The organism is Arthrobacter sp. TmtSoilC51, assembly GCF_055388015.1.
On the sequence record NZ_AP035877.1, the window covers coordinates 2,088,675 to 2,108,605 of the forward strand.

Sequence of the window (19,931 nt, forward strand, 5' to 3'; positions counted from 1 at the left end):
GTCAGAGTCTTTGTATGACTGCTCCACTTCTTGCTCACGCTACCGACTACGGACGTATGTACGCCCGCTCCACAACAGAGCAATTCTCTGTCCCCTCAATCACCACGGTGATAGGGCAGCAGGCGCATTCCCTGGACGGCTGGTTCAGCTACATGGGGGCAAGCAGCTTGGCCGCAGATCCCGAACTTCCCGCCTTGCTTGGAAGCCCGGCAAGGATCCGGCAGGCGGTCAACAAGGCCTCCAAAGCTGCTGAGGCCTACAGGGACCAGGCTGCGGCAAGAGGCGATCGCGTCCACAACTACTGTGAGCAGGTGGCCCTACGCGCCCTGGGTCGTCCGCATCGGATGCAGGAATGCCGCGATGAGCTTGCCTCCCACGGTGAACAGGCCTTCGCAGCCCGCTTTGACGAATGGTGGGAGCTGTACAGGGTGGAGCCGCTGGCCCCGGAAATCACTGTCTGGAACAAGACCGTGGGCTATGCCGGCACGCTGGACCTCGTTGCGCGGATTAACGGCCGCATCTGCCTCATCGATTACAAGACCAAGGGCACTACACGCGATGGCACTGTAAAGGCACTCGACGACAAAGTCGTGATGCAGCTGGTGGCGGGGATGAAAGCGGAGGAGAGCCTCGTGGACCCGGTAGCGGGGGAGTGGGAGCCGTGGAAGTTTGGTGAGAACCCCATGTTGTTGGCGGTCGCCATCGGAGAAACGGAAGTCCGGCCGCAACGAGCCAACCCGGATGTCCTTAAGCATCATTGGTGGAAGTTCTGTGCCCTGAGGCGCGTCTGGGAGATGTCAGCCGATGTCACTGCGGCTGGGCAGGCACTCATGCCCGTCCCACCGCCGTCATTCGTGTCACCGCCGTTTGAGTCAGCGTCGCTTGTGTCTGCGGCCACTGGATCCGCTGGGGCTGGCGACAGCGGCAGCAGCCTGCACTCAACTAAACTGGCTTAGGCTCCGCAACAGCCGGACCAGAGTGTGACGATCGTGAGGACTGACAGCAGATGGCAATTTTGAGTATCCGAATCATCGGGGATCCGGTGTTGCGCACCGTAGCCGATCCCGTCACTGAATTCGGTCCCGAGCTCGCCAAGCTGGTAGCAGACATGATGGAAACCATGGAGGACGTAGATGGCGCTGGCCTTGCTGCCCCCCAGGTGGGCGTCAGTCAGCGTGTCTTCACCTACCGCATCGGGGGCGTAGAGGGGCACATCATCAACCCCGTCCTGGAAAACAGCGAAGATTTCCAGCCGGACGAAGTTGAAGGCTGCCTTTCCATCCCTGGTCTCGGTTTCCCTGTCCGGCGTTATCGTGCAACCCGGGCAACCGGCGTGGACCTCCATGGCAATCCTGTTTCGGTGGACGCAGAGGGAATGCTGGCACGTTGCTTCCAGCACGAGACCGATCACCTGGACGGCGTCCTTTACACGGATAGGCTTGAGGGCGAGGACCGAAAAGCCGCGCTTCGTGCCATCCGAAACGCCAATTACCATGCCGTCACTGAGAAGACCACGTCCAAGCGAGCAAGCTCTGTTGGCTCCAGCTTCGGTGCCGGTAGCTTCGGAGTGCCCGAGTGAGGGTGCTCTTTGCAGGAACTCCGGCAGTCGCCGTTCCGTCCTTGGACGCCCTTGTCAAGGCAGGCTTCGACGTCGTTGCCGTCCTGACCCGTCCGGATGCGCCTTTGGGACGCAAGCGCGTCATGACACCGTCACCGGTTGCTGCCCGTGCCCAGGAACTTGGCATCGACGTTATTCGTGCGGCCAAGGTGGACGCTGACACTACGGCTCGAATTGCTGAGATTGCTCCGGATGTAGCCGCCATCGTGGCTTATGGGGGCATCGTTCCCCGCGCGGCTTTGGGCGTTCCACGGCATGGCTGGGTCAACCTCCACTTCTCACTCCTTCCTGCGTGGCGGGGCGCCGCTCCTGTGCAGCGCTCCATCATCGCAGGCGACGACGTCACCGGGGCGGCCACCTTCCAGCTGGAAGAAGGGCTGGATACCGGCCCCGTGTTTGGCACGCTCACCGAAACCGTGCGGCCGGATGACACCGCTGGGGACCTTCTTGGGCGTCTTTCGCTGAGTGGCGCCGTCCTCCTCAGCCAGACGCTGTCCGCCATCGACGCCGGGCAGGCGGCACCGCAACCGCAATCCGGCGAGGTTTCACTGGCTCCCAAATTGTCGCTGGAGGACGGACGGTTGGACTGGCAGCAGCCCGCCTTGGCCCTGAATCGCAGGGCGCGTGGCGTTACGCCCGAGCCCGGTGCCTGGACGACGCTGGAGGGTCAGAGAATCAAGCTTGAACCCGTGGGACTCCGGCCCGACGTCAAGGACATTGCGCCTGGGGCCATCCGCGTCGATGGAAAGTCCGTGATGGTGGGTACGGGTTCCCACGCGGTGGAATTGGGGCGGATACAACCTGCCGGCAAAAAGATGATGTCGCCGGCCGACTGGGCCCGCGGCTTGGCTGCACCTGAGAAAGTGGTATTCCAATGAGCGAGTCCGGCCGGCGAGGCCCCAACAACAGCGGGAGCCGGGACGGTGGCGGGCACGGTAATCGTGGAGGCCGCGGCGACAGCAAGCGAAATGCCCAAGGGAGGGAAAGAAACCGGGGACCCCAGAAGGGCTTCTCTACTAACGCCCCGTCCCAGCGCACGCGCCGTGCGGATCCGGCGCGTTTGGTAGCTTACGAGGTACTCCGCGCCGTCGCGGCGGAAGATGCCTATGCCAATCTTGTCCTTCCCGCCAGAATTCGCGAACACCGGCTCGATCGGCGCGATGCCGGTTTTGCGACCGAGCTGAGTTACGGGGCCTTGCGTGGACAGGGCACCTACGATGCCATCCTTGCCCGGTGCGTGGACCGGCCCCTCGAGCAGCTCGACCCCGCGATCCTGGATGCCTTGCGCATCGGGGCGCACCAGCTGCTCTCCATGCGGGTGCCTGCCCATGCTGCACTGGACCAGACCGTGGGTCTGGCCCGAGCAGTCATCGGCGCTGGACCGTCGGCACTCATCAATGCTGTCCTCCGCAAGGTCACGGCGCACAGCATGGCCGAGTGGCTGGACATCCTGCTGGAGCAGGAGACTGATGCCACCAGAATCGCTGCGTTGCGGCACGCGCATCCGGAATGGATCGTCCGTGCGCTTCGTCAGTCCCTTGTTAACCACGGCCGGCCCTCCTCAGACATTGAGGCCCTGCTGGAGGCAGACAACGCGGCGCCTGTGGTTAACCTGGTGGCCCTGCCAGGGCTGGGGAACCTTGAGGAAGCTTTCGAGAATGGGGCAACTGCCGGGGAACTGGTGGAGGACTCGGCGCTCTCGGCCGGAGGCGATCTTGGCCGGCTGGAGTCCGTCCGGAAGGGGACTACCCGTGTCCAGGATGTCGGCTCCCAACTCGTAGCCCGCGCACTCGCGGGTGTGGATCTCGGCACTTCTGCCCGGCAAGGCGAGCAATGGTTGGACTTGTGTGCAGGGCCGGGCGGCAAAGCTGCTTTGCTTGCCGCCTTGGCACACCGTGAGGGCGCCACCTTGCTGGCCAACGAGCCCGCCCCGCACCGTGCCAAGCTGGTTCAGCAGGCGCTGTCTGCGGTGCCTGGCGAATCCTGGACAGTGCGGACCGGTGACGGGCGGGAGGTTGGCGGCGAACAGCCCGACTCCTTTGACAGGGTACTGGTGGACGTTCCCTGCAGTGGTCTTGGCGCCTTGCGCAGGCGTCCCGAATCGCGCTGGCGCCGGGCACCCAAGGACATTGCGGACCTCGGTCCGCTGCAGCGTGAACTGCTGGCCTCGGCCATCGACGCCGTCAAGCCAGGTGGCGTGGTTGCATACGTGACGTGTTCTCCCCACCCGGCGGAAACCACTGCCGTTGTGGGTGACGTCCTCGGAAAGCGCGATGACCTTGAACTGCTGGACGCCGGCCAGGCACTGGACGATGCCAGCCTCACCGGAGGCCTTGGGGCCGGGCATGAACTCACCGCCCAGCTGTGGCCGCACGTTCACCACACGGATGCGATGTTCATGGCGCTCATCCGCAAGAAGTCCTAGCCCGCCGCCACCCTCGCTTGAACACAATCGATAAAACGACTGACCCAAAGGGGCTGCCTTGTCTCAGTGCTGTATCAACCCGAGCATCCTTTCCGCAGACTTCGTCAACCTTGAGGCGGAGCTGAAGCGGATCGGCAATGCCGATGCCGTGCACGTGGATGTCATGGACAACCACTTCGTTCCCAACCTGACGCTTGGCTTGCCGGTGGTACAGAGGATCCAGGCCGTCAGCCCGGTTCCCTTGGACGCGCACCTGATGATTTCAGACGCTGACCGCTGGGCACCTGCCTACGCGGATGCCGGCGTCGCATCGGTGACGTTTCATGCCGAGGCTGCCATGGCGCCTGTCAAGCTTGCCCGCGAGCTGCGGGCTCGAGGCTCAAAAGCAGGTATGGCGTTGCGACCTGCCACTCCGGTTGAGCCGTATCTTGACATGCTCAGTGAACTGGACATGTTGCTGATCATGACGGTTGAGCCGGGCTTTGGCGGCCAGTCCTTCCTGGACATCACCTTGCCCAAGATCCGCCGGGCCCGCGCAGCCATTGACGGATCCGGAATCGGTGTGGCCATCCAGGTGGATGGCGGGATCACCGAGGAAACCATCCTCCGGGCAGCTGAGGCAGGCGCGAACGTGTTCGTGGCAGGCTCAGCCGTGTACGGGGACAAAGACCCAGCCGCGGCAATCGATCGGCTCCGTGCGGCCGGATCCAAGGCCGCAATGGCGGGCGGCCCGGCGAAACCGTGACGACCGTCATCCGATGTTACGAAGATTGCAGGGAATAGCTTAGGCATCTCCGCAGTTGTGGCAGAATAGCAACACACATACGTGCTCCGGGGTCGGTGTAAGTCCGAACCGGCGGTTATAGTCCGCGACCCGCACGCCTTTGGAATCCAAGTAATTGGAAACCGCTGGCAAACGGTTGAACCGGTGGAATTCCGGTACCGACAGTTAAAGTCTGGATGGGAGAAGCACGTACAGTCATGCTGTGTGCGTCCTTAGGGACGCCTGGCATTGCGCTGTCGTACACCCCCGGAGCCATCGCGGCTTACTGGGAAGGAACGGCATGGACTTTCTGCGATGGCTCTTCGAAGCACAGATTCCCGTTGGAGGATCTGCGCTTGTTCTACGCGAAGTGCTTGGCAACATCTTTGGGCTCGCCAGCGCCCTCGGCGGAATGCGCCGCAAAGTCTGGGCGTGGCCGATAGGCATTGTGGGGAATATCCTCCTGCTGACGGTCTTCCTCGGGAACGTTTTCGGCGCAGCCGCCCCCGCAACCCTATGGGGACAGGCTGCACGGCAGATCATGTTCATAGCCGTCGCCGTCTACGGTTGGTACCGGTGGCAGCAAGGCCGGCAGGCCAGCACCCGCGGACGTGCAATCGTTCCGGGCTGGGCCAGTAACAGAGTCCGCATCGCCCTTCTTGCGGCAATGGTGGCTGGAACGGCCGCCCTGACACCGCTCTTTGACGCGCTGGGCTCCTACCCGCCCGTATGGGCTGATGCCTGGACGTTCACAGGTTCGCTGCTGGCCACATACGGTATGGCCCGCGGATGGACGGAGTTCTGGCTCATCTGGGTAGCCGTTGACATTGTTGGCGTCCCATTGCTCTTCAGCGCCGGATACTACGCAAGTGCCGTCATGTACCTCTTCTATGGCTTCTTTACGTTGACCGGTTTCTTCGTGTGGTGGCGGGCAGAGAAGCGCGAACGTGCCTCGGTTGGCCCCGCTCCGGCTGTTGTGGGAGTTGCTCCGTGACCCTGAACCCTAAATTCTTCAATACCGCCGAGACTGCGGCGATGGATGTGGCCCTTGCAGCGGCCTTGGGCGGGCCGCGTGGAGCCAACCCCTTGGTGGGCGCCGTTGTGCTCAGTCCTGGGGGCGAACAGCTCGCCGTTGGCTACCATCGGGGAGCCGGCACAGCCCACGCCGAGGCAGATGCCATTCTCGAGGCACGCCGTCAGGGCGTGGACCTTGCAGGAACCACCATGGTGGTCACCTTGGAGCCTTGCAACCACGTGGGCCGCACAGGACCCTGCGCCCAAGCCATCATTGAGGCTGGCATCTCCAGGGTGATTTACGCCGTCGATGATCCCCACGATCCCGCCGCGGGCGGCGCCCGCACGTTGCAAGCAGCGGGAGTCGACGTCGAATCCGGGCTCGCCGCCGGCAAAGCGTATGACCTCAATCGTGAATGGTTCGACGCCGTCGCAACCAAACGTCCTTTCGTTACCTTGCACATTGCCCAGACGCTGGACAGCCGCATCGCCGCAGTGGACGGTACCAGCCAGTGGATCTCCAGTCCGGAGTCCCTCGCGGACAACCACGGATTGCGGGGCCTCATCGACGCGATCCTGGTGGGCACTGGCACGGTACTCATTGACAACCCCCGGCTGACGGCACGGGCATCCGATGGCAGCCTGACGCAGCGCCAGCCGCTCCGCGCCGTCATGGGTTTGAGGGACGTTCCCGAAGACGCAGCGGTGCGCGGAACCGATGGCCTTTTTGTGCACCTGCAAACCAGGGACCCGGCGGAAGCGCTCAGCCAACTGTTCCACCAAGGCGTCAGGCACGTCATGGTGGAGGGCGGCTCCAGCATCCTCAGTACGTTCCTTGCTGCTGGATTGGTGGACGAACTGATCGTCTATCTTGCTCCAACTCTTCTGGGCTCCGGAACGCCTGCCCTTGACGACCTCGGCATTACCACGTTGGCCGAGGCCCAGCAATGGGCCTGGGACGATGCCGGTGGCGGAGCCGTCCGGAGCCTCGGGAACGACCTTCGGCTGCATTTGCGCTCCATGCGATCGGCAGCCAGCACAGCCAAGAATTCCATTCCGCGCAGTGAAGCTGCGGAATACGTCACAGGAGGACACTGATGTTTACCGGAATCGTTGCCGAGCAGGGCACCGTCCTGGGCATTGACCGCGATGGCGACGCCAGCGCGACACTGCGGCTTAAGGCTCCCACCAGCACCGATGGCTTGACCTTGGGGGGCTCCATCGCAGTAAACGGCGTCTGCCTCACCGCAACACAGATTGACGGACAGGATTTCAGCGTCGACGTGATGGGGGAGACCCTGGTCCGCACCACCATCGGCGAGTTGGCCGCAGGCGATACCGTGAACCTTGAGCGCTGCGTCCCTGCAGGCGGACGCCTCGACGGCCATGTGGTCCAAGGCCACGTTGACGGCGTGGGCGAGTTGCTGGAACGTGAGCCGCTGGGCAACTGGGACCGTTTGCGGTTTGGCGTCCCTGGGCCGCTGGCTCGGTACATCGCCGAGAAGGGCTCAATCGCCGTCGACGGTGTTTCCCTGACCGTGACGGCAGTGAGCGCCGCGGCTGAACCGTCTCCGTGGTTCGAGGTAGGGCTTATCCCTACGACGTTGGAGGAGACGGGCCTGGGGGCGAAGCCGGTTGGCGCACGGGTAAACATTGAAGTGGATGTGCTCGCAAAATACACCGAGCGGCTCCTGTCCTTTGCTCCCCAGGGCTCCCCGGCGCACCGCGCCAGCGCGGAGACGGCCAGCGCGGAGACGGCCAGCGTGGAGCTGGCCGGCGACTCTACCGGGAACGCGGAGGCTGCGCGATGAGTACTCCTACCAAGACGATTTCGACGGCGACGGGTCGTACAGGACTGGATCCTGTGGAAGCTGCGATCGCGGCGATGGCAGCCGGCCACGCAGTAATCGTGGTGGACAACGAAGACCGCGAGAACGAAGGCGACATCATTTTCGCCGCCGAGCACGCTACGCCGGCCCTTATGGGGTGGACCATCCGGTATTCGTCAGGCGTCATTTGCGTGCCGCTTGAAGGGGAGCGTGCCGATGCCCTTGCACTTCCGCCCATGGTGGAAGTCAACGAGGATGCCAAAGGTACTGCCTACACTGTTTCCTGCGACGCCGCGTTCGGCGTGAGCACTGGTATTTCGGCCACGGACCGCGCGTTGACTGCCCGGATCCTCGCCGACCCGCAGAGCACTCCAGCGGCGATTACGCGCCCCGGGCATATTTTTCCGCTGCGGGCGGTTAAGGGGGGAGTGCGTGAACGTCCGGGACACACGGAAGCAGCTGTGGACCTGTGTCGGCTTGCCGGGCTGGCTCCGGTGGGCGTGATCGCTGAGTTGGTACATGACGATGGTGAAATGATGCGCCTGGACAGCCTGCGCGATTTCGCTGCGGAACACGGATGCCCCCTCATCTCCATTGAGGATCTGGTGGCCTACGTTGACGCGGTAGAGTCCCAGGCGGCACACGTTTCAGTGGCAGACGAGGAGAAGCGATGACCGCACCGACAACGCGCAGCAGCGACGACACCGAGCCCACACCCCACCCGGTGAGCGGCGGCCCGATTGTCCAGCTGCCCACGGCGTTTGGCGACTTTGTAGCCCAGGCTTGGACGGACCATGTTACGGGCGTGGAACACCTCGCCGTGAGTTCCCCCAACCCGCCCAAAGATGGCCAGGCACCATTGGTGCGCCTGCATTCGGAATGCCTCACCGGAGATGTCTTCGGATCTTATCGTTGCGATTGCGGCGAACAATTGGCTTTTGCCCTGGAGCTCATCCACGCTGAAGGTGGAACGCTCCTGTACTTGCGAGGCCAGGAAGGGCGGGGTATTGGCCTGGCCAACAAGATCAAGGCCTACGCGCTGCAGGAAGCCGGTTTCGACACCGTCGAGGCCAACGAACAGCTTGGCTTGCCGGTGGACGCGCGCTCCTACAGTGCCGCGGGTCAGATCCTGGCCGAGATGGGCCTGCACGAGGTCCGGTTGCTCAGCAACAATCCGGACAAGCAGAACCGCCTTGCCCAGGCAGGTGTCTCGGTGGTGGAAATGGTTCCTACCGAGGTTCCTTCGCGTGAACAGAACGTTCGCTATCTGCAGACCAAGAAAGACCGGATGGATCACCGATTGACGCTCGAAACCGAGCCCGTCGGCAACGGAAAGACACCGTCCCGAAGCCCCTTTGACAACGAACAAGACTGAACGGAACTCCAGCAAACAATGAGCGGACACGGCGCCCCCACTATCGACCTCACCACCCTTAAGCCCGAGGAAACCTCGCAGCTGAAGCTCGCCATTGTGGCAGCAAGCTGGCACACCCAGATCATGGATGGGCTGGTTGACGGTGCACTCCGCGCGGCCAAGGAAGCCGGCATCGCCGAGCCCACCCTGCTTCGCGTCCCTGGCAGCTTCGAACTCCCTGTTGCCGCGGCGAGGCTCGCACCGCACTTCGACGCCGTCGTTGCGCTCGGTGTGGTTATCCGCGGCGGAACGCCGCACTTCGACTACGTATGCCAGGCCGCGACGTCGGGACTCACCGATGTCAGCGTCCGCACCGGCGTTCCGGTCGGGTTCGGCGTCCTGACCTGCGATACGGAACAGCAAGGTCTGGACCGCGCAGGCCTTCCGGGATCCAACGAAGACAAGGGACACGAGGCAGTCACGGCGGCTCTTGCCACTGCACTGACACTCCAGCAGTACAGCTGAGGCGCATAAGAGGTACCGCGGAGGGGATGTGGGTGTGTCTTCACTCACATCCCCTTCGTCATGCAAGGCCCCAACAAGCGGCGCCAACCCGGAAGCAAGTAGGCTGTAGGGCGTGAAGAATTTCGAGACGCTGTTCGCAGAACTGAGTGAGAAAGCAGCGACCCGCCCGGCAGGCTCGCGCACTGTAGCCGAACTGGACTCCGGAATCCACGGCATCGGTAAGAAAGTGGTCGAAGAGGCCGCCGAAGTCTGGATGGCCGCCGAGTACGAATCCGATGAAGCCGCTGCCGAGGAGATCTCCCAGTTGCTGTACCACCTGCAGGTCCTCATGCTTGCCAAGGGCCTCACGCTGGAAGACGTTTACAAGCATCTCTAGCCACGCCACTCCGCTTTCCCCAAGTGGAGCCACCTGCGTGGCCGATGTGCCTGAAAACCTCCATTCCAAACAGAAAGTCTCCCCATGCTCCGTGTAGCAGTCCCCAATAAGGGATCCCTGTCCGAAGCCGCGTCGGCGATGTTGTCCGAGGCAGGTTACCGCCAGCGCCGCGACACCCGCGAACTGGTCATGGTCGATCCCGACAATGACATCGAGTTCTTCTTCCTCCGCCCCCGCGACATCGCGGTGTACGTTGGCCAGGGAACCCTGGACGTCGGAATCACCGGACGCGACCTCCTGCTGGACGCCCAGGTGGAAGCAGAAGAACTGCTGCCCTTGGGTTTCGCGGCATCCACGTTCCGTTTCGCAGGGCCCGTTGGAAACTTCAACGGCGTCGAGCAGCTCGAAGGCAAGCGCCTCGCCACCAGCTACGACGGCCTCCTGCGTGACTACCTCGCCGAGCGAGGCGTCAATGCCAAGGTTGTCCGCCTCGACGGTGCGGTTGAATCGTCGGTTCGGCTCGGCGTCGCGGACGCGATTGCCGACGTCGTCGAGACCGGGAACACCCTCAAGGCAGCCGGGATGGAAATCTTTGGCGATCCCATCCTTAAGTCCGAGGCCGTGCTGATCAGGCGCACAGGCCCCGGTGGTGCCGCGAATGGCACTGCCAAGGAAATCGAGGTCCTCATCCGTCGCCTGCAGGGCGTCCTTGTGGCGCGCCAGTACGTGCTGATGGATTACGACATTCGTAAGGACCTGGTGGAGGATGCTGCCGCGCTCACCCCAGGCCTTGAATCACCCACCGTCTCCCCGCTGCGGGATTCGGAATGGGTGGCGGTGCGTTCCATGGTTCCCAAGAAGGAAACCAACCGCATAATGGATGAGCTGTACGATCTCGGCGCCCGGGCCATCCTGGTGAGCAGCATCCACGCCTGCCGTATCTGATCCAGCATCACTATCGAGCAGAGCAGAATTCGAGGAGTAAGCACATGGCTGTAGCCGTACGCGTCATTCCCTGCCTGGACGTCGATGCCGGCCGCGTGGTCAAGGGCGTCAACTTCGAGGGCTTGAGGGACGCCGGAGACCCGGTGGAACTGGCACACCGTTATGACAATGGTGGTGCGGATGAACTGACTTTCCTTGATGTCACCGCATCATCGGGCAATCGGGAAACAACGTTCGACGTCGTTCGCCGCACCGCAGAGGAAGTCTTCATCCCGCTGACCGTAGGCGGCGGCGTCCGTGGCGTTGCGGAGGTGGATAAACTCCTGCGCTTCGGTGCGGACAAAGCATCGATTAATACCGCTGCCGTCGCCCGGCCAGAGGTCATCGATGAAATCACGCGCCACTTCGGTTCGCAGGTCCTGGTGCTGTCCGTGGATGCGCGGCGTACCCGCGAAGGCGACGCACCGACGTCGTCCGGTTTTGAAGTCACCACCCACGGTGGCCGAACCGGGACGGGAATCGACGCCATTGCCTGGGCCAAGGAAGCAGCGGACCGGGGCGTGGGCGAGATCCTGCTGAACTCGATCGACGCCGACGGCACCAAGGACGGATTCGATCTCGAACTGATCCGCCTTGTCCGTGGGGCTGTCAACATTCCGATCATCGCCTCCGGTGGTGCCGGGAAGCCGGCGCACTTCCCTCCAGCCGTGGAGGCCGGAGCCGACGCCGTGCTGGCGGCTTCCGTGTTCCACTTCGGTCCGGATGACATGATCGCCCAGGTCAAGGCCGCTATTCGCGACGCGGGCTTCGAAGTCAGGTAGCTCCGTCTGCCAAAAGCAACGCGGGGTCACTTATGGCCCATCTCCGCAAGGATGATGGGCCATAAGTGACCCCGCGTTGCTTGCCTTAAAGGCCGATGTCTGCGCTTTGCAGAAGCGCGACGGCGTCCGGCTGGCCTTCGAAGGTGACGAGGGCCTGGCTGGTGCGGCCGTGGGCATGCATCAGCAGTTCCCCAGGTTCACCAACAATCGCAACCGACACCGGGGCGCGTTTGGCCACATGGCGCGGGCCGGAAGGCCGCACCAGAACGATGCCGAGGTCCACGCCCCGATAAAGGTAAGCGGCCCGCTTGATCAGTTCATCCCAGAGTGCGTCCGAGTACGCTTCGTCGAGGGCCCGGGGCGCCCAACGGTCACCGGCTCGGCGGATGTCCTCGGTGTGGACGAAATATTCGATGAGATTCGACGTTTCGTCCAGTGCCTTGATCTTCAAAGGGGAGAGGGCAGGCGGGCCTGCGCGGAACGTCTTGACGAGCTCTGCGTAGTCCTCAGTGGTTTTCAGTTTGGCAGCAAGTTTGGCCGTTGCTTTGTCCGAGGCCTTACCGAGGCTGGGGATCAGAAGGCCAATGCCCACGGCCGCTTTACGCTCGCGCAGGTAGAGGTGCGCCGCGAGATCCCGGGTGAGCCACCCTTGGCAGAGCGTGGGGGAGTCAGGTCCGGCCGCCAGCAGGGTTTCGGCCAGTACTTCTCGGGAAGGATCGACGAAATGCATCACTTGTGAAACTAGCACGATCAGGGCCTGGTTGCGCAGTGGAACCGCCGCAGAATCCGGCTCCCACCAAAGGCACTAGACTTGATCTGATGTCAGAGCAGTCCGCCCCCAGTCCAACTCCTGCCGTGGAGCTCTCCAGCGACCCCGCGGACACCCTGCCGCAGGAGATCGCCAGTGCCCTCAAACGCGATTCCGCAGGCCTTGTAGCCGCCATCATCCAGCAGCACGACACCAACGAGGTCCTCATGCTGGGCTGGATGGATGACGAGGCACTCCGCCGCACCATGACCACGGGACGCGTCACGTTCTACTCGCGCTCCCGCCAGGAATACTGGCGCAAGGGTGACACTTCCGGACACGTACAGTTCGTGAAGTCAGTCGCCCTTGACTGCGACGGCGACGCCCTCCTGGTCCGCGTGGACCAGATCGGCGCAGCCTGCCACACCGGTACCCGGACCTGCTTCGACGGGCGCGACCTTTCAGTCGTAACGGGCCACCGCGAATAAGGCACCCCCTACTTTCCCTGACGCACCACCTCAGACCAAAGGCGGAGAACAATAGCCATGCAGGACCTTGGAATCATCAGCCCGGGCCTGGAAGAGTTCCGGGAACTCGCCGTCCACAGCCGTGTTATCCCTGTCCGACTCAAAGTCCTGGCCGATGCCGAGACTCCCATCGGCCTGTACCGGAAGCTGGCCCAAGGCCAGCCGGGTACTTTCCTCATGGAATCTGCAGCTGTGGGTGGAGCCTGGTCCCGTTACTCCTTCATCGGTGCCAAGTCCCGCGCCACGCTGACCACCAAGGATGGCCAGGCACACTGGATCGGCGAACCTCCCGTCGGCGTGCCCGTTGATGGGAACCCGGTAGAAGCGGTCCGCGACACCATCGCTGCCCTGCAGACGGATCGTTTCGAAGGACTTCCTCCGTTTACGTCCGGGCTGGTCGGCTTCCTCGGGTGGGAAGCGGTGCGCCACTGGGAGAAGCTGACAGCGCCGCCGGAGGACGACCTTCAGTTGCCCGAGATGGCCCTGAACCTGGTCACCGACATGGCAGTCCATGACAATGTGGACGGTACCGTCCTGTTGATTGCCAACGCGATCAACTTTGACAACAGTTCCGAGCGCGTGGACGACGCCTGGCACGACGCTGTTGCACGGGTCAAGTCGTTGCTGGACCAGATCAGCACGCCAATCGCCCAGCCGGTCTCTGTGCTGGAGGCGGCAGCCCTGGACTTCGCCTCAAGCGTTCAGGAACGCTGGGACGAAAACAAGTACCTGGAAGCCATCGATCGCGGCAAGGAAGCGATCGTCGATGGCGAGGTCTTCCAGGTGGTCATTTCGCGTCGTTTCGAGATGGAATGCCCGGCTGATCCACTGGATGTTTACCGTGTGCTGCGCAACACCAACCCGAGCCCGTACATGTACATCTTCAGCCTTGAGGATGCCGATGGCCGCGAGTACTCGATTGTTGGTTCGTCGCCCGAAGCGTTGGTGACCGTAACCGGAGGCGAAGTGATTACACACCCCATCGCCGGTTCGCGCCCACGTGGCAAGACTGTTGAAGCTGATAAGGCCCTGGCCACGGAACTGCTGGCCGACCAGAAGGAACGGGCCGAGCACCTCATGCTGGTGGATCTGTCCCGCAATGACCTCTCCAAGGTCTGCGTTGCCGGCACGGTTGATGTCACCCAGTTCATGGAGGTGGAGCGGTTCAGCCACATCATGCACTTGGTGTCCACAGTGGTGGGAGAGTTGGCTCCGCATGCCAAGGCATACGACGTTCTGAAGGCAACGTTCCCGGCAGGCACCTTGTCCGGCGCCCCGAAGCCGCGGGCCCTGCGCCTCCTGGACGAACTCGAACCGCACCGCCGCGGTATCTACGGTGGCGTAGTGGGCTACCTCGACTTCGCCGGTGATATGGACATGGCGATTGCCATCCGCTCTGCGTTGCTGCGGGAAGGCCGCGCCTACGTGCAGGCCGGCGGCGGGATCGTTGCCGACTCACACAAGCCGTCTGAGGCCCTTGAAACCGTAAACAAGGCTGCTGCGCCCCTTCGGGCCGTCCACACAGCCGGCTCGCTGCAGAATATTTCCGCCGAGACAGTGCGGGATGCAGGAACCGTCGACGGCGGGACGCCCGGCTCATGACCGCTGAAGCGCCGAGGCCTACGGCGGCCACATCGCCGCGCTGGGCACGGAAGTCCACGCTTGTTCTGGCCACAGCCCTCTTGGCCCTCGCCGTCTTTGGAACCACCACGCAGACGTGGATCGAAGTTCGGTTGGACCCTACGGCAGCCTCCATCAGCGACCTCCACGTTCAGGGCAGCAAGGCAGCCACAGCCGTGACCGCCCTGGCACTCGTAGCACTCGCCGGAGGGTTGGCGGCCTCCATCGCAGGGCGGATCGCACGCTGGATCATCGCTGCCATCCTTGTCCTGTCCGCCGCCGGGATTATCCTCGCGGCCGCCACGGTCCTGGTCGATCCCCTCGGGGCAGCCCAAGGTTCCATCGCTGCAGCCACCGGTATCTCAGGAGGCCAGGCGAACGTGGCCACAACGGTCTTCCCTGTCCTGGCTGTCGTGGCCGGTGCCTTGCTTGCCGTGTGCGCGGTGGTTCTGCCGCTGGCTGGGCGGCATTGGAAAACCCGGACCAAGTATGATGCCGCTGCCGTCAGGGAACGCCGTAGCGGACCAGTAGACGAGATTGACAGCTGGGACAGTCTTTCCCGGGGCGAAGACCCCACGTAGGACACCGGGCAGTCTTTCGGGCCGGTATGGCGCAACATACGCGCCAGCGCCGGTCCTGACGTCGGACGATGTCCCGGCCGCCGTCAATAAATGGCAGAATGTAAGCAGTATTCATCCTGAGGAGATTCCACATGAGCAAAACCACAGTGTCCGCAACCCAAGCCAGCTCCACTATGGCCAGCCACGCTGACGCCATCGGCCACGGCAACAGCCCGGCGGCCTGGACCTGCGTGATTGTGATGCTTGTTGGCGCCCTGATTTCCTCCATTGCTTTCGTCATCGCCAGCACCCCCATCTTCATCGGTGGTGTTGTGGTCATGGTTGCCGGCCTCATCGTAGGTTGGGCCATGCGCAAGGCTGGCTACGGAGTGGGTGGCAGCAAGCTGCAGAACAACGGCCACTAATCGTGACCGTTCTTGACGACATCATCGTCGGCGTCAAGGAGGACATGGAAGCCCGTCGCCGGCTTGTTTCCCTCGTTGAGCTGAAGGATCGCGTTGCGGGCGCAACGCCCGCACGCGATGCATGGTCTGCTCTTGGAGGCCCGTCCTCGAGCCGCGACGATCTTAAGGTCATCGCCGAAATCAAGCGCCGTAGCCCCTCCAAAGGCGACCTCGCCCCTATCGACGATCCCGCCTCGCTGGCGGTGCAGTACGCACATGGCGGAGCTTCCGTCATCAGCGTCCTTACCGAAAAGCGACGTTTCGGGGGATCGCTGGCCGATCTCGATGCCGTCCGTGCCGCCGTCGATATTCCCTTGCTGCGCAAGGACTTCACGGTGGACGAGTACCAGATCTGGGAAGCCCGCGCCCATGGTGCGGACCTCATCCTGCTGATCGTTGCAGCCCTGTCCGACTCGGAGCTTGCTGACTTCAGCGCCCTGAGCCACGAGCTTGGCATGAACGTGCTGGTGGAAACGCACACCGAAGACGAAATTGAGCGCGCCGTCGCGGCGCAGGCCAAGATCATCGGCATCAACGTTCGCAACCTGAAGACGCTCGACGTCGACCGTTCAGTTTTCGGTTCGCTGGCCGGTTTGATTCCCGCTGAGTCAGTAATTGTCGCGGAGTCAGGCGTACGGACGGCTGAGGACGTCACGCACTATGCGGCGAGCGGCGCCAACGCCATTTTGGTGGGCGAGGCGCTGGTCAGCGACGCGACACCGCGCGAACGCATCACCGAATTCAAGGCAGCTGGAGCTGCCGCCATCGCCGTCAGGAACTGAGGCAGTACCTGAAGCAAGGCGACAGCCATAAGGCAGCCCGGGCATGTGCCTGCGGCTGCTTTGTGGCACGTGGAACTACCCAATGAACTAACTGGAACAGGACGGTGAGACTGATGGTGGACGCGCCAACAGCCAGCTCGGAAGAGAATGCGGCCGACGCATTCCTGCAAGGCGGCGTTTCGCTGCGCAACGCACCCGGGCCGTACTTCGGTAACTACGGCGGCCGTTGGATGCCCGAGTCACTCATTGCCGCCCTCGACGAAGTCCAGGACACGTTCGAGAAAGCCAAGGCCGACCCCGACTTCCTGGCGGAGTTGAAGGACCTCAACAAGAACTACTCCGGGCGTCCGTCGCTGCTCACCGAGGCCAAGCGGTTCTCCAAGCACGCCGGTGGCGCCAGGATTTTCCTCAAGCGTGAGGACCTGAACCACACTGGCTCACACAAGATCAATAACGTCCTGGGCCAAGCGCTCCTTGCCAAGCGCATGGGCAAGACCCGCGTCATCGCGGAAACCGGCGCCGGCCAGCACGGCGTCGCCAGTGCCACGGCAGCTGCCCTCCTTGGCCTCGAGTGCGTCGTCTACATGGGCGCGGAAGACTGCCGCCGCCAGGCGTTGAACGTTGCCCGCATGCAACTGCTCGGCGCCACTGTGGTTCCCGTGACCAACGGTTCGCAGACCCTCAAGGACGCCATCAATGATGCCTTGCGCGATTGGGTTTCCAACGTGGACAACACCCACTATCTGCTGGGTACCGCTGCCGGAGCCCACCCGTTCCCGGCCATGGTCCGCTTCTTCCACGAAGTGATTGGTGAGGAAGCCCGCGCCCAGATCCTGGAGCAGACCGGCAAGCTGCCCGACGCCATCTGTGCCTGCATTGGTGGTGGCTCCAATGCCATCGGCCTGTTCCACAGTTTCCTGGACGACGCATCGGTGAAGATCTATGGCTTCGAGGCAGGCGGCGAAGGCGTGGAGACCGGGCGTCACGCTGCAGCAATCTCCCTGGGACGTCCTGGTGTGCTGCATGGTGCACGTTCCTACCTGATGCAGGACGAAGACGGCCAGACGATCGAATCCCACTCGATCTCCGCCGGACTGGACTACCCCAGTGTGGGACCCGAGCACTCTTACCTCGCGGACATCGGACGCGTGACGTACGAGCCCATAACCGACACCGAAGCCATGGATGCCTTCAGTCTCCTGTGCCGGACCGAGGGCATCATTCCCGCCATCGAGTCCTCGCACGCGCTTGCCGGTGCCATCAAGGTGGGCAAGCGCCTCACCGAGGGCAAAGAGGACCCATCGGAGATCTCCGTGATTGTGAACCTGTCAGGGCGTGGTGACAAGGACGTGGAAACCGCCGCCGCATGGTTCAACATGCTGGACGAAGAAGGTCACGTCAGGGGCACAACCCTGTCTACCCGCAAGCCCAAAGGTCCTGCAGAGCGCACCTCCGAAGCAGCCGTGGACGTAAACGAGGACCAGAACTGATGACTGAACAATTTGCCAGCAAGTCCGCTGCCGCCATTGACCGTGCCAAGGCCGAGGGCCGGGCCGCACTTGTCGGATATCTTCCGGCGGGCTACCCCACGGTCCAGGACAGCATTGAGGCCGGTATTGCCCTGGCACGCAATGGTGCAGACCTCATCGAGATCGGTATTCCCTACTCCGATCCCGTGATGGACGGACCTGTGATCCAGGCTGCTACCACCGAAGCGATCAGCAACGGTTTCCGCGTGGCCAACGTCTTCGACGTCGTTGCGGGGATCACTGCCGCTACTGACGCCGCCGTGCTGGTCATGACCTACTGGAACCCGGTCATGCGCATGGGCGTCGATGAGTTCTCCCGCCGCCTGGCCGAATCCGGGGGAGCGGGCCTCATTACTCCGGACCTCATTCCGGATGAGGCCAGCGAATGGTTCGAGGCCTCGGACAAGTATGGACTGGACAGGGTCTTCCTGGTGGCACCGTCGTCCACGCCCGAGCGTCTGGACATGACCGTCAAGGCCAGCCGTGGCTTTGTGTATGCCGTCTCGATCATGGGCGTGACTGGTACACGCCAGTCCGTCAGCAGCACGGCTGAAGACGTCGTGGCACGCGCCCACGCTGCGGGCGCTGAACGGGTCTGTGTTGGCCTTGGTGTGTCAAACCCGGATCATGTCCGCGAGATAGCTGCCTACGCGGACGGCGTGATCGTTGGCACCGCGCTGGTAGCGGCCCTCCGCGACGGCGGCGTTGACGCCGTCGGCCAACTCACCAAGAACCTCAGCGCCGGCTTGGGCCGCGCAGCTGCAGACGTCTAGGAAAAGGAAACAGCGAAGCCCATGCAGACCGTCCTCCAGGCAGCGGCAATGGTTCCCCTGAGCATCCCGAGCCCATCGTGGTCCGGTTTCGACATTCCGCTGCCGTGGGGGACGTTGCGTATCCACGCTTACGCCCTCTGCATCCTGGCGGGCATCATCATCGGCCTGTGGCTGACGTCCGCCCGGTGGAAGCGCCGTGGAGCCCCGGAGGGCTCTCTCTGGGATATCGCTATTTGGGCGATTCCCTTCGGCATCATCGGTGGACGCCTTTACCACGTGTTTTCGTCCCCGGATGCCTACTTTGGTCCTGGGTTCGACGGCACAGGTGACCTCTCCCTGATTCCGCAAATACAGCGGGGCGGCCTCGGTATTTGGGGCGCTGTGCTGCTCGGCGCCGTGGGTGCCTGGATTGGATGCCGTCGGGCGGGCGTCAAGCTCACGGCGTTCCTGGATGCCGCGGCTCCCGGTTTGCTGCTTGCCCAAGCCATTGGCCGCTGGGGCAACTGGTTCAACCAGGAACTCTTCGGCGCCCCCACAACATTGCCCTGGGGACTCCAAATCGACCCCGCCAATGCCAACTTCCCGGCGGGCATGCCCGCCGACACACTTTTCCACCCAACGTTCCTTTATGAGTTCCTGTGGAATGTCCTGGGCGTCGCCATCATGCTCCTGCTGGACCGGAAGTTCAACTTCCGACGCGGACGCTTGTTCTGGCTCTACGCCATGTATTACACGCTTGGCCGTGTCTGGATCGAAGCGCTCAGGATTGACGACGCCGAGCAGATCAGCCTCTTCGGGATCACCACCAGGCTGAACGTGTGGACGAGCATCTTCGTCTTCATTGCGGCGCTGGTTATCTTCCTTGTTCTCGGCAGGGGAGGGCGGCCGCAGCCGGATACCCCTTATTTACCGGGCCGGAAACCTGAATCCACGCCGGCCAAAGATGAGGCATCCGTGACGAGCGTCACCAGTCATGATGTGGACCCATCTGTCTCGGATAGTGGTTCCCGTGGTAATCTCCCAGATAACCAAAGCGATCCGGGCCACGTTGACGAGCCGCAGGATGCAGCAGGAGATTCCGCAAAGGACAGCACGTCCAAAGCGGAATCGGAATCTGCTGCGACTGCCGCGAGGAAGGCCCCCGGATCCTCGCTGGAAGTTGACGACACCAAGTAGTCGCTTCCGGCAAAGGGGCAACAGAGTCACCGCTCGTCGGGCCCAGTCCACAGCGTCGTGGCACCCCGGAAACCGGATCGCA

23 protein-coding genes and 1 riboswitch are annotated in these 19,931 nt (G+C 63.0%); of the genes, 22 read left to right on the forward strand and 1 reads right to left on the reverse strand.

From position 1 onward, the window contains the following. Positions 1-14 precede the first annotated feature (14 nt). The 14 genes from ACZ5G6_RS09535 (at position 15) to hisF (ending at position 11,670) form a co-directional block, all read left to right on the forward strand. Positions 15-956, forward strand: coding sequence for a cytochrome (locus tag ACZ5G6_RS09535; RefSeq protein ID WP_223936979.1), 942 nt, complete (start codon positions 15-17; stop codon positions 954-956). A gap of 50 nt (positions 957-1,006) precedes the next feature. Continuing rightward, positions 1,007-1,579 carry a peptide deformylase gene (def, locus tag ACZ5G6_RS09540; protein WP_498690993.1) on the forward strand — a complete coding sequence of 191 codons (573 nt, stop codon included), beginning with the start codon at positions 1,007-1,009 and terminating at the stop codon, positions 1,577-1,579. After that, a complete protein-coding gene (gene fmt, locus ACZ5G6_RS09545; RefSeq protein ID WP_498690995.1) occupies positions 1,576-2,496 on the forward strand; it encodes a methionyl-tRNA formyltransferase in 921 nt (306 codons plus the stop codon). The genes def and fmt overlap by 4 nt, the downstream gene beginning before the upstream one ends. Further along, positions 2,493-4,043 (forward strand): RsmB/NOP family class I SAM-dependent RNA methyltransferase, encoded by a 1,551-nt coding sequence (locus ACZ5G6_RS09550; protein ID WP_223936982.1) that lies wholly within the window; start codon positions 2,493-2,495, stop codon positions 4,041-4,043. Before fmt ends, ACZ5G6_RS09550 begins: the two co-directional genes overlap by 4 nt. Positions 4,044-4,101: 58 nt before the next feature. Next, the gene (rpe, locus tag ACZ5G6_RS09555) at positions 4,102-4,788 is read left to right on the forward strand and encodes a ribulose-phosphate 3-epimerase (RefSeq protein ID WP_223936983.1); all 687 of its coding nucleotides are present in this window, start codon (positions 4,102-4,104) and stop codon (positions 4,786-4,788) included. A gap of 77 nt (positions 4,789-4,865) precedes the next feature. Then, positions 4,866-5,020, forward strand: a riboswitch (FMN riboswitch). Between the two features lie 87 nt (positions 5,021-5,107). After that, positions 5,108-5,800 (forward strand): nicotinamide riboside transporter PnuC, encoded by a 693-nt coding sequence (gene pnuC / locus ACZ5G6_RS09560; protein WP_223936984.1) that lies wholly within the window; start codon positions 5,108-5,110, stop codon positions 5,798-5,800. Positions 5,801-5,841: 41 nt separating this feature from the next. After that, the gene (ribD, locus tag ACZ5G6_RS09565; protein ID WP_498691819.1) at positions 5,842-6,918 is read left to right on the forward strand and encodes a bifunctional diaminohydroxyphosphoribosylaminopyrimidine deaminase/5-amino-6-(5-phosphoribosylamino)uracil reductase RibD; all 1,077 of its coding nucleotides are present in this window, start codon (positions 5,842-5,844) and stop codon (positions 6,916-6,918) included. After that, complete coding sequence (locus ACZ5G6_RS09570) at positions 6,918-7,631, forward strand: riboflavin synthase (protein WP_498690998.1); 714 nt, start codon at positions 6,918-6,920, stop codon at positions 7,629-7,631. Before ribD ends, ACZ5G6_RS09570 begins: the two co-directional genes overlap by 1 nt. Then, complete coding sequence (gene ribB / locus ACZ5G6_RS09575; protein ID WP_223936986.1) at positions 7,628-8,323, forward strand: 3,4-dihydroxy-2-butanone-4-phosphate synthase; 696 nt, start codon at positions 7,628-7,630, stop codon at positions 8,321-8,323. Before ACZ5G6_RS09570 ends, ribB begins: the two co-directional genes overlap by 4 nt. Further along, positions 8,320-9,024: a GTP cyclohydrolase II gene (gene ribA / locus ACZ5G6_RS09580; protein WP_223936987.1), complete on the forward strand. Its 705-nt coding sequence runs from the start codon at positions 8,320-8,322 to the stop codon at positions 9,022-9,024. Before ribB ends, ribA begins: the two co-directional genes overlap by 4 nt. Before the next feature lie 18 nt (positions 9,025-9,042). After that, a complete protein-coding gene (ribH, locus tag ACZ5G6_RS09585; RefSeq protein ID WP_223936988.1) occupies positions 9,043-9,528 on the forward strand; it encodes a 6,7-dimethyl-8-ribityllumazine synthase in 486 nt (161 codons plus the stop codon). Between the two features lie 112 nt (positions 9,529-9,640). After that, a complete protein-coding gene (locus ACZ5G6_RS09590) occupies positions 9,641-9,904 on the forward strand; it encodes a phosphoribosyl-ATP diphosphatase (protein ID WP_024820576.1) in 264 nt (87 codons plus the stop codon). A gap of 84 nt (positions 9,905-9,988) precedes the next feature. Further along, positions 9,989-10,849 carry an ATP phosphoribosyltransferase gene (gene hisG / locus ACZ5G6_RS09595; protein ID WP_223936989.1) on the forward strand — a complete coding sequence of 287 codons (861 nt, stop codon included), beginning with the start codon at positions 9,989-9,991 and terminating at the stop codon, positions 10,847-10,849. A gap of 44 nt (positions 10,850-10,893) precedes the next feature. Continuing rightward, the gene (gene hisF, locus ACZ5G6_RS09600; protein WP_223936990.1) at positions 10,894-11,670 is read left to right on the forward strand and encodes an imidazole glycerol phosphate synthase subunit HisF; all 777 of its coding nucleotides are present in this window, start codon (positions 10,894-10,896) and stop codon (positions 11,668-11,670) included. Positions 11,671-11,755: 85 nt separating this feature from the next. On the opposite strand, the gene ACZ5G6_RS09605 is transcribed toward hisF, so the two are convergent. Beyond that, on the reverse strand, positions 11,756-12,400 hold the full coding sequence (locus ACZ5G6_RS09605; RefSeq protein ID WP_223937536.1) for a TIGR03085 family metal-binding protein: 645 nt from the start codon (positions 12,398-12,400) through the stop codon (positions 11,756-11,758). Between the two features lie 89 nt (positions 12,401-12,489). Here ACZ5G6_RS09605 and hisI point away from each other — a divergent pair, with 89 nt between their 5' ends. The 8 genes from hisI (at position 12,490) to lgt (ending at position 19,849) form a co-directional block, all read left to right on the forward strand. Then, positions 12,490-12,906, forward strand: a complete 417-nt coding sequence (gene hisI / locus ACZ5G6_RS09610; protein WP_223936991.1) for a phosphoribosyl-AMP cyclohydrolase — start codon at positions 12,490-12,492, stop codon at positions 12,904-12,906. Positions 12,907-12,963: 57 nt separating this feature from the next. Beyond that, positions 12,964-14,547 carry an anthranilate synthase component I gene (locus ACZ5G6_RS09615; RefSeq protein ID WP_223936992.1) on the forward strand — a complete coding sequence of 528 codons (1,584 nt, stop codon included), beginning with the start codon at positions 12,964-12,966 and terminating at the stop codon, positions 14,545-14,547. After that, on the forward strand, positions 14,544-15,146 hold the full coding sequence (locus tag ACZ5G6_RS09620; RefSeq protein ID WP_223936993.1) for a Trp biosynthesis-associated membrane protein: 603 nt from the start codon (positions 14,544-14,546) through the stop codon (positions 15,144-15,146). The genes ACZ5G6_RS09615 and ACZ5G6_RS09620 overlap by 4 nt, the downstream gene beginning before the upstream one ends. Positions 15,147-15,277: 131 nt before the next feature. Continuing rightward, on the forward strand, positions 15,278-15,550 hold the full coding sequence (locus tag ACZ5G6_RS09625) for an HGxxPAAW family protein (RefSeq protein WP_498691006.1): 273 nt from the start codon (positions 15,278-15,280) through the stop codon (positions 15,548-15,550). Positions 15,551-15,552: 2 nt separating this feature from the next. Continuing rightward, the gene (gene trpC, locus ACZ5G6_RS09630; protein ID WP_223936995.1) at positions 15,553-16,371 is read left to right on the forward strand and encodes an indole-3-glycerol phosphate synthase TrpC; all 819 of its coding nucleotides are present in this window, start codon (positions 15,553-15,555) and stop codon (positions 16,369-16,371) included. Between the two features lie 113 nt (positions 16,372-16,484). Next, entirely contained in the window at positions 16,485-17,861 is a 1,377-nt protein-coding gene (gene trpB / locus ACZ5G6_RS09635; protein ID WP_223936996.1) for a tryptophan synthase subunit beta, read from the forward strand. After that, positions 17,861-18,673 carry a tryptophan synthase subunit alpha gene (trpA, locus tag ACZ5G6_RS09640; RefSeq protein WP_223936997.1) on the forward strand — a complete coding sequence of 271 codons (813 nt, stop codon included), beginning with the start codon at positions 17,861-17,863 and terminating at the stop codon, positions 18,671-18,673. Before trpB ends, trpA begins: the two co-directional genes overlap by 1 nt. A 21-nt stretch (positions 18,674-18,694) precedes the next feature. After that, complete coding sequence (gene lgt, locus ACZ5G6_RS09645) at positions 18,695-19,849, forward strand: prolipoprotein diacylglyceryl transferase (protein ID WP_498691010.1); 1,155 nt, start codon at positions 18,695-18,697, stop codon at positions 19,847-19,849. Positions 19,850-19,931: the final 82 nt, after the last annotated feature.

Excerpts from the sequence above, each read along its gene's own strand:
- ACZ5G6_RS09550 (WP_223936982.1), top strand. The coding sequence starts at position 2,493 with ATGAGCGAGTCCGGCCGGCGAGGCCCCAACAACAGCGGGAGCCGGGAC.
- hisI (WP_223936991.1), top strand. The coding sequence starts at position 12,490 with ATGTCAGAGCAGTCCGCCCCCAGTCCAACTCCTGCCGTGGAGCTCTCC.
- def (WP_498690993.1), top strand. The coding sequence starts at position 1,007 with ATGGCAATTTTGAGTATCCGAATCATCGGGGATCCGGTGTTGCGCACC.
- ribH (WP_223936988.1), top strand. The coding sequence starts at position 9,043 with ATGAGCGGACACGGCGCCCCCACTATCGACCTCACCACCCTTAAGCCC.
- ACZ5G6_RS09615 (WP_223936992.1), top strand. The coding sequence starts at position 12,964 with ATGCAGGACCTTGGAATCATCAGCCCGGGCCTGGAAGAGTTCCGGGAA.
- ACZ5G6_RS09535 (WP_223936979.1), top strand. The coding sequence starts at position 15 with ATGACTGCTCCACTTCTTGCTCACGCTACCGACTACGGACGTATGTAC.
- ribD (WP_498691819.1), top strand. The coding sequence starts at position 5,842 with ATGGATGTGGCCCTTGCAGCGGCCTTGGGCGGGCCGCGTGGAGCCAAC.
- lgt (WP_498691010.1), top strand. The coding sequence starts at position 18,695 with ATGCAGACCGTCCTCCAGGCAGCGGCAATGGTTCCCCTGAGCATCCCG.
- ACZ5G6_RS09620 (WP_223936993.1), top strand. The coding sequence starts at position 14,544 with ATGACCGCTGAAGCGCCGAGGCCTACGGCGGCCACATCGCCGCGCTGG.
- ACZ5G6_RS09625 (WP_498691006.1), top strand. The coding sequence starts at position 15,278 with ATGAGCAAAACCACAGTGTCCGCAACCCAAGCCAGCTCCACTATGGCC.
- trpB (WP_223936996.1), top strand. The coding sequence starts at position 16,485 with ATGGTGGACGCGCCAACAGCCAGCTCGGAAGAGAATGCGGCCGACGCA.
- ACZ5G6_RS09605 (WP_223937536.1), bottom strand. The coding sequence starts at position 12,400 with ATGCATTTCGTCGATCCTTCCCGAGAAGTACTGGCCGAAACCCTGCTG.
- ribB (WP_223936986.1), top strand. The coding sequence starts at position 7,628 with ATGAGTACTCCTACCAAGACGATTTCGACGGCGACGGGTCGTACAGGA.
- hisF (WP_223936990.1), top strand. The coding sequence starts at position 10,894 with ATGGCTGTAGCCGTACGCGTCATTCCCTGCCTGGACGTCGATGCCGGC.
- ribA (WP_223936987.1), top strand. The coding sequence starts at position 8,320 with ATGACCGCACCGACAACGCGCAGCAGCGACGACACCGAGCCCACACCC.
- hisG (WP_223936989.1), top strand. The coding sequence starts at position 9,989 with ATGCTCCGTGTAGCAGTCCCCAATAAGGGATCCCTGTCCGAAGCCGCG.
- ACZ5G6_RS09570 (WP_498690998.1), top strand. The coding sequence starts at position 6,918 with ATGTTTACCGGAATCGTTGCCGAGCAGGGCACCGTCCTGGGCATTGAC.
- pnuC (WP_223936984.1), top strand. The coding sequence starts at position 5,108 with ATGGACTTTCTGCGATGGCTCTTCGAAGCACAGATTCCCGTTGGAGGA.
- trpA (WP_223936997.1), top strand. The coding sequence starts at position 17,861 with ATGACTGAACAATTTGCCAGCAAGTCCGCTGCCGCCATTGACCGTGCC.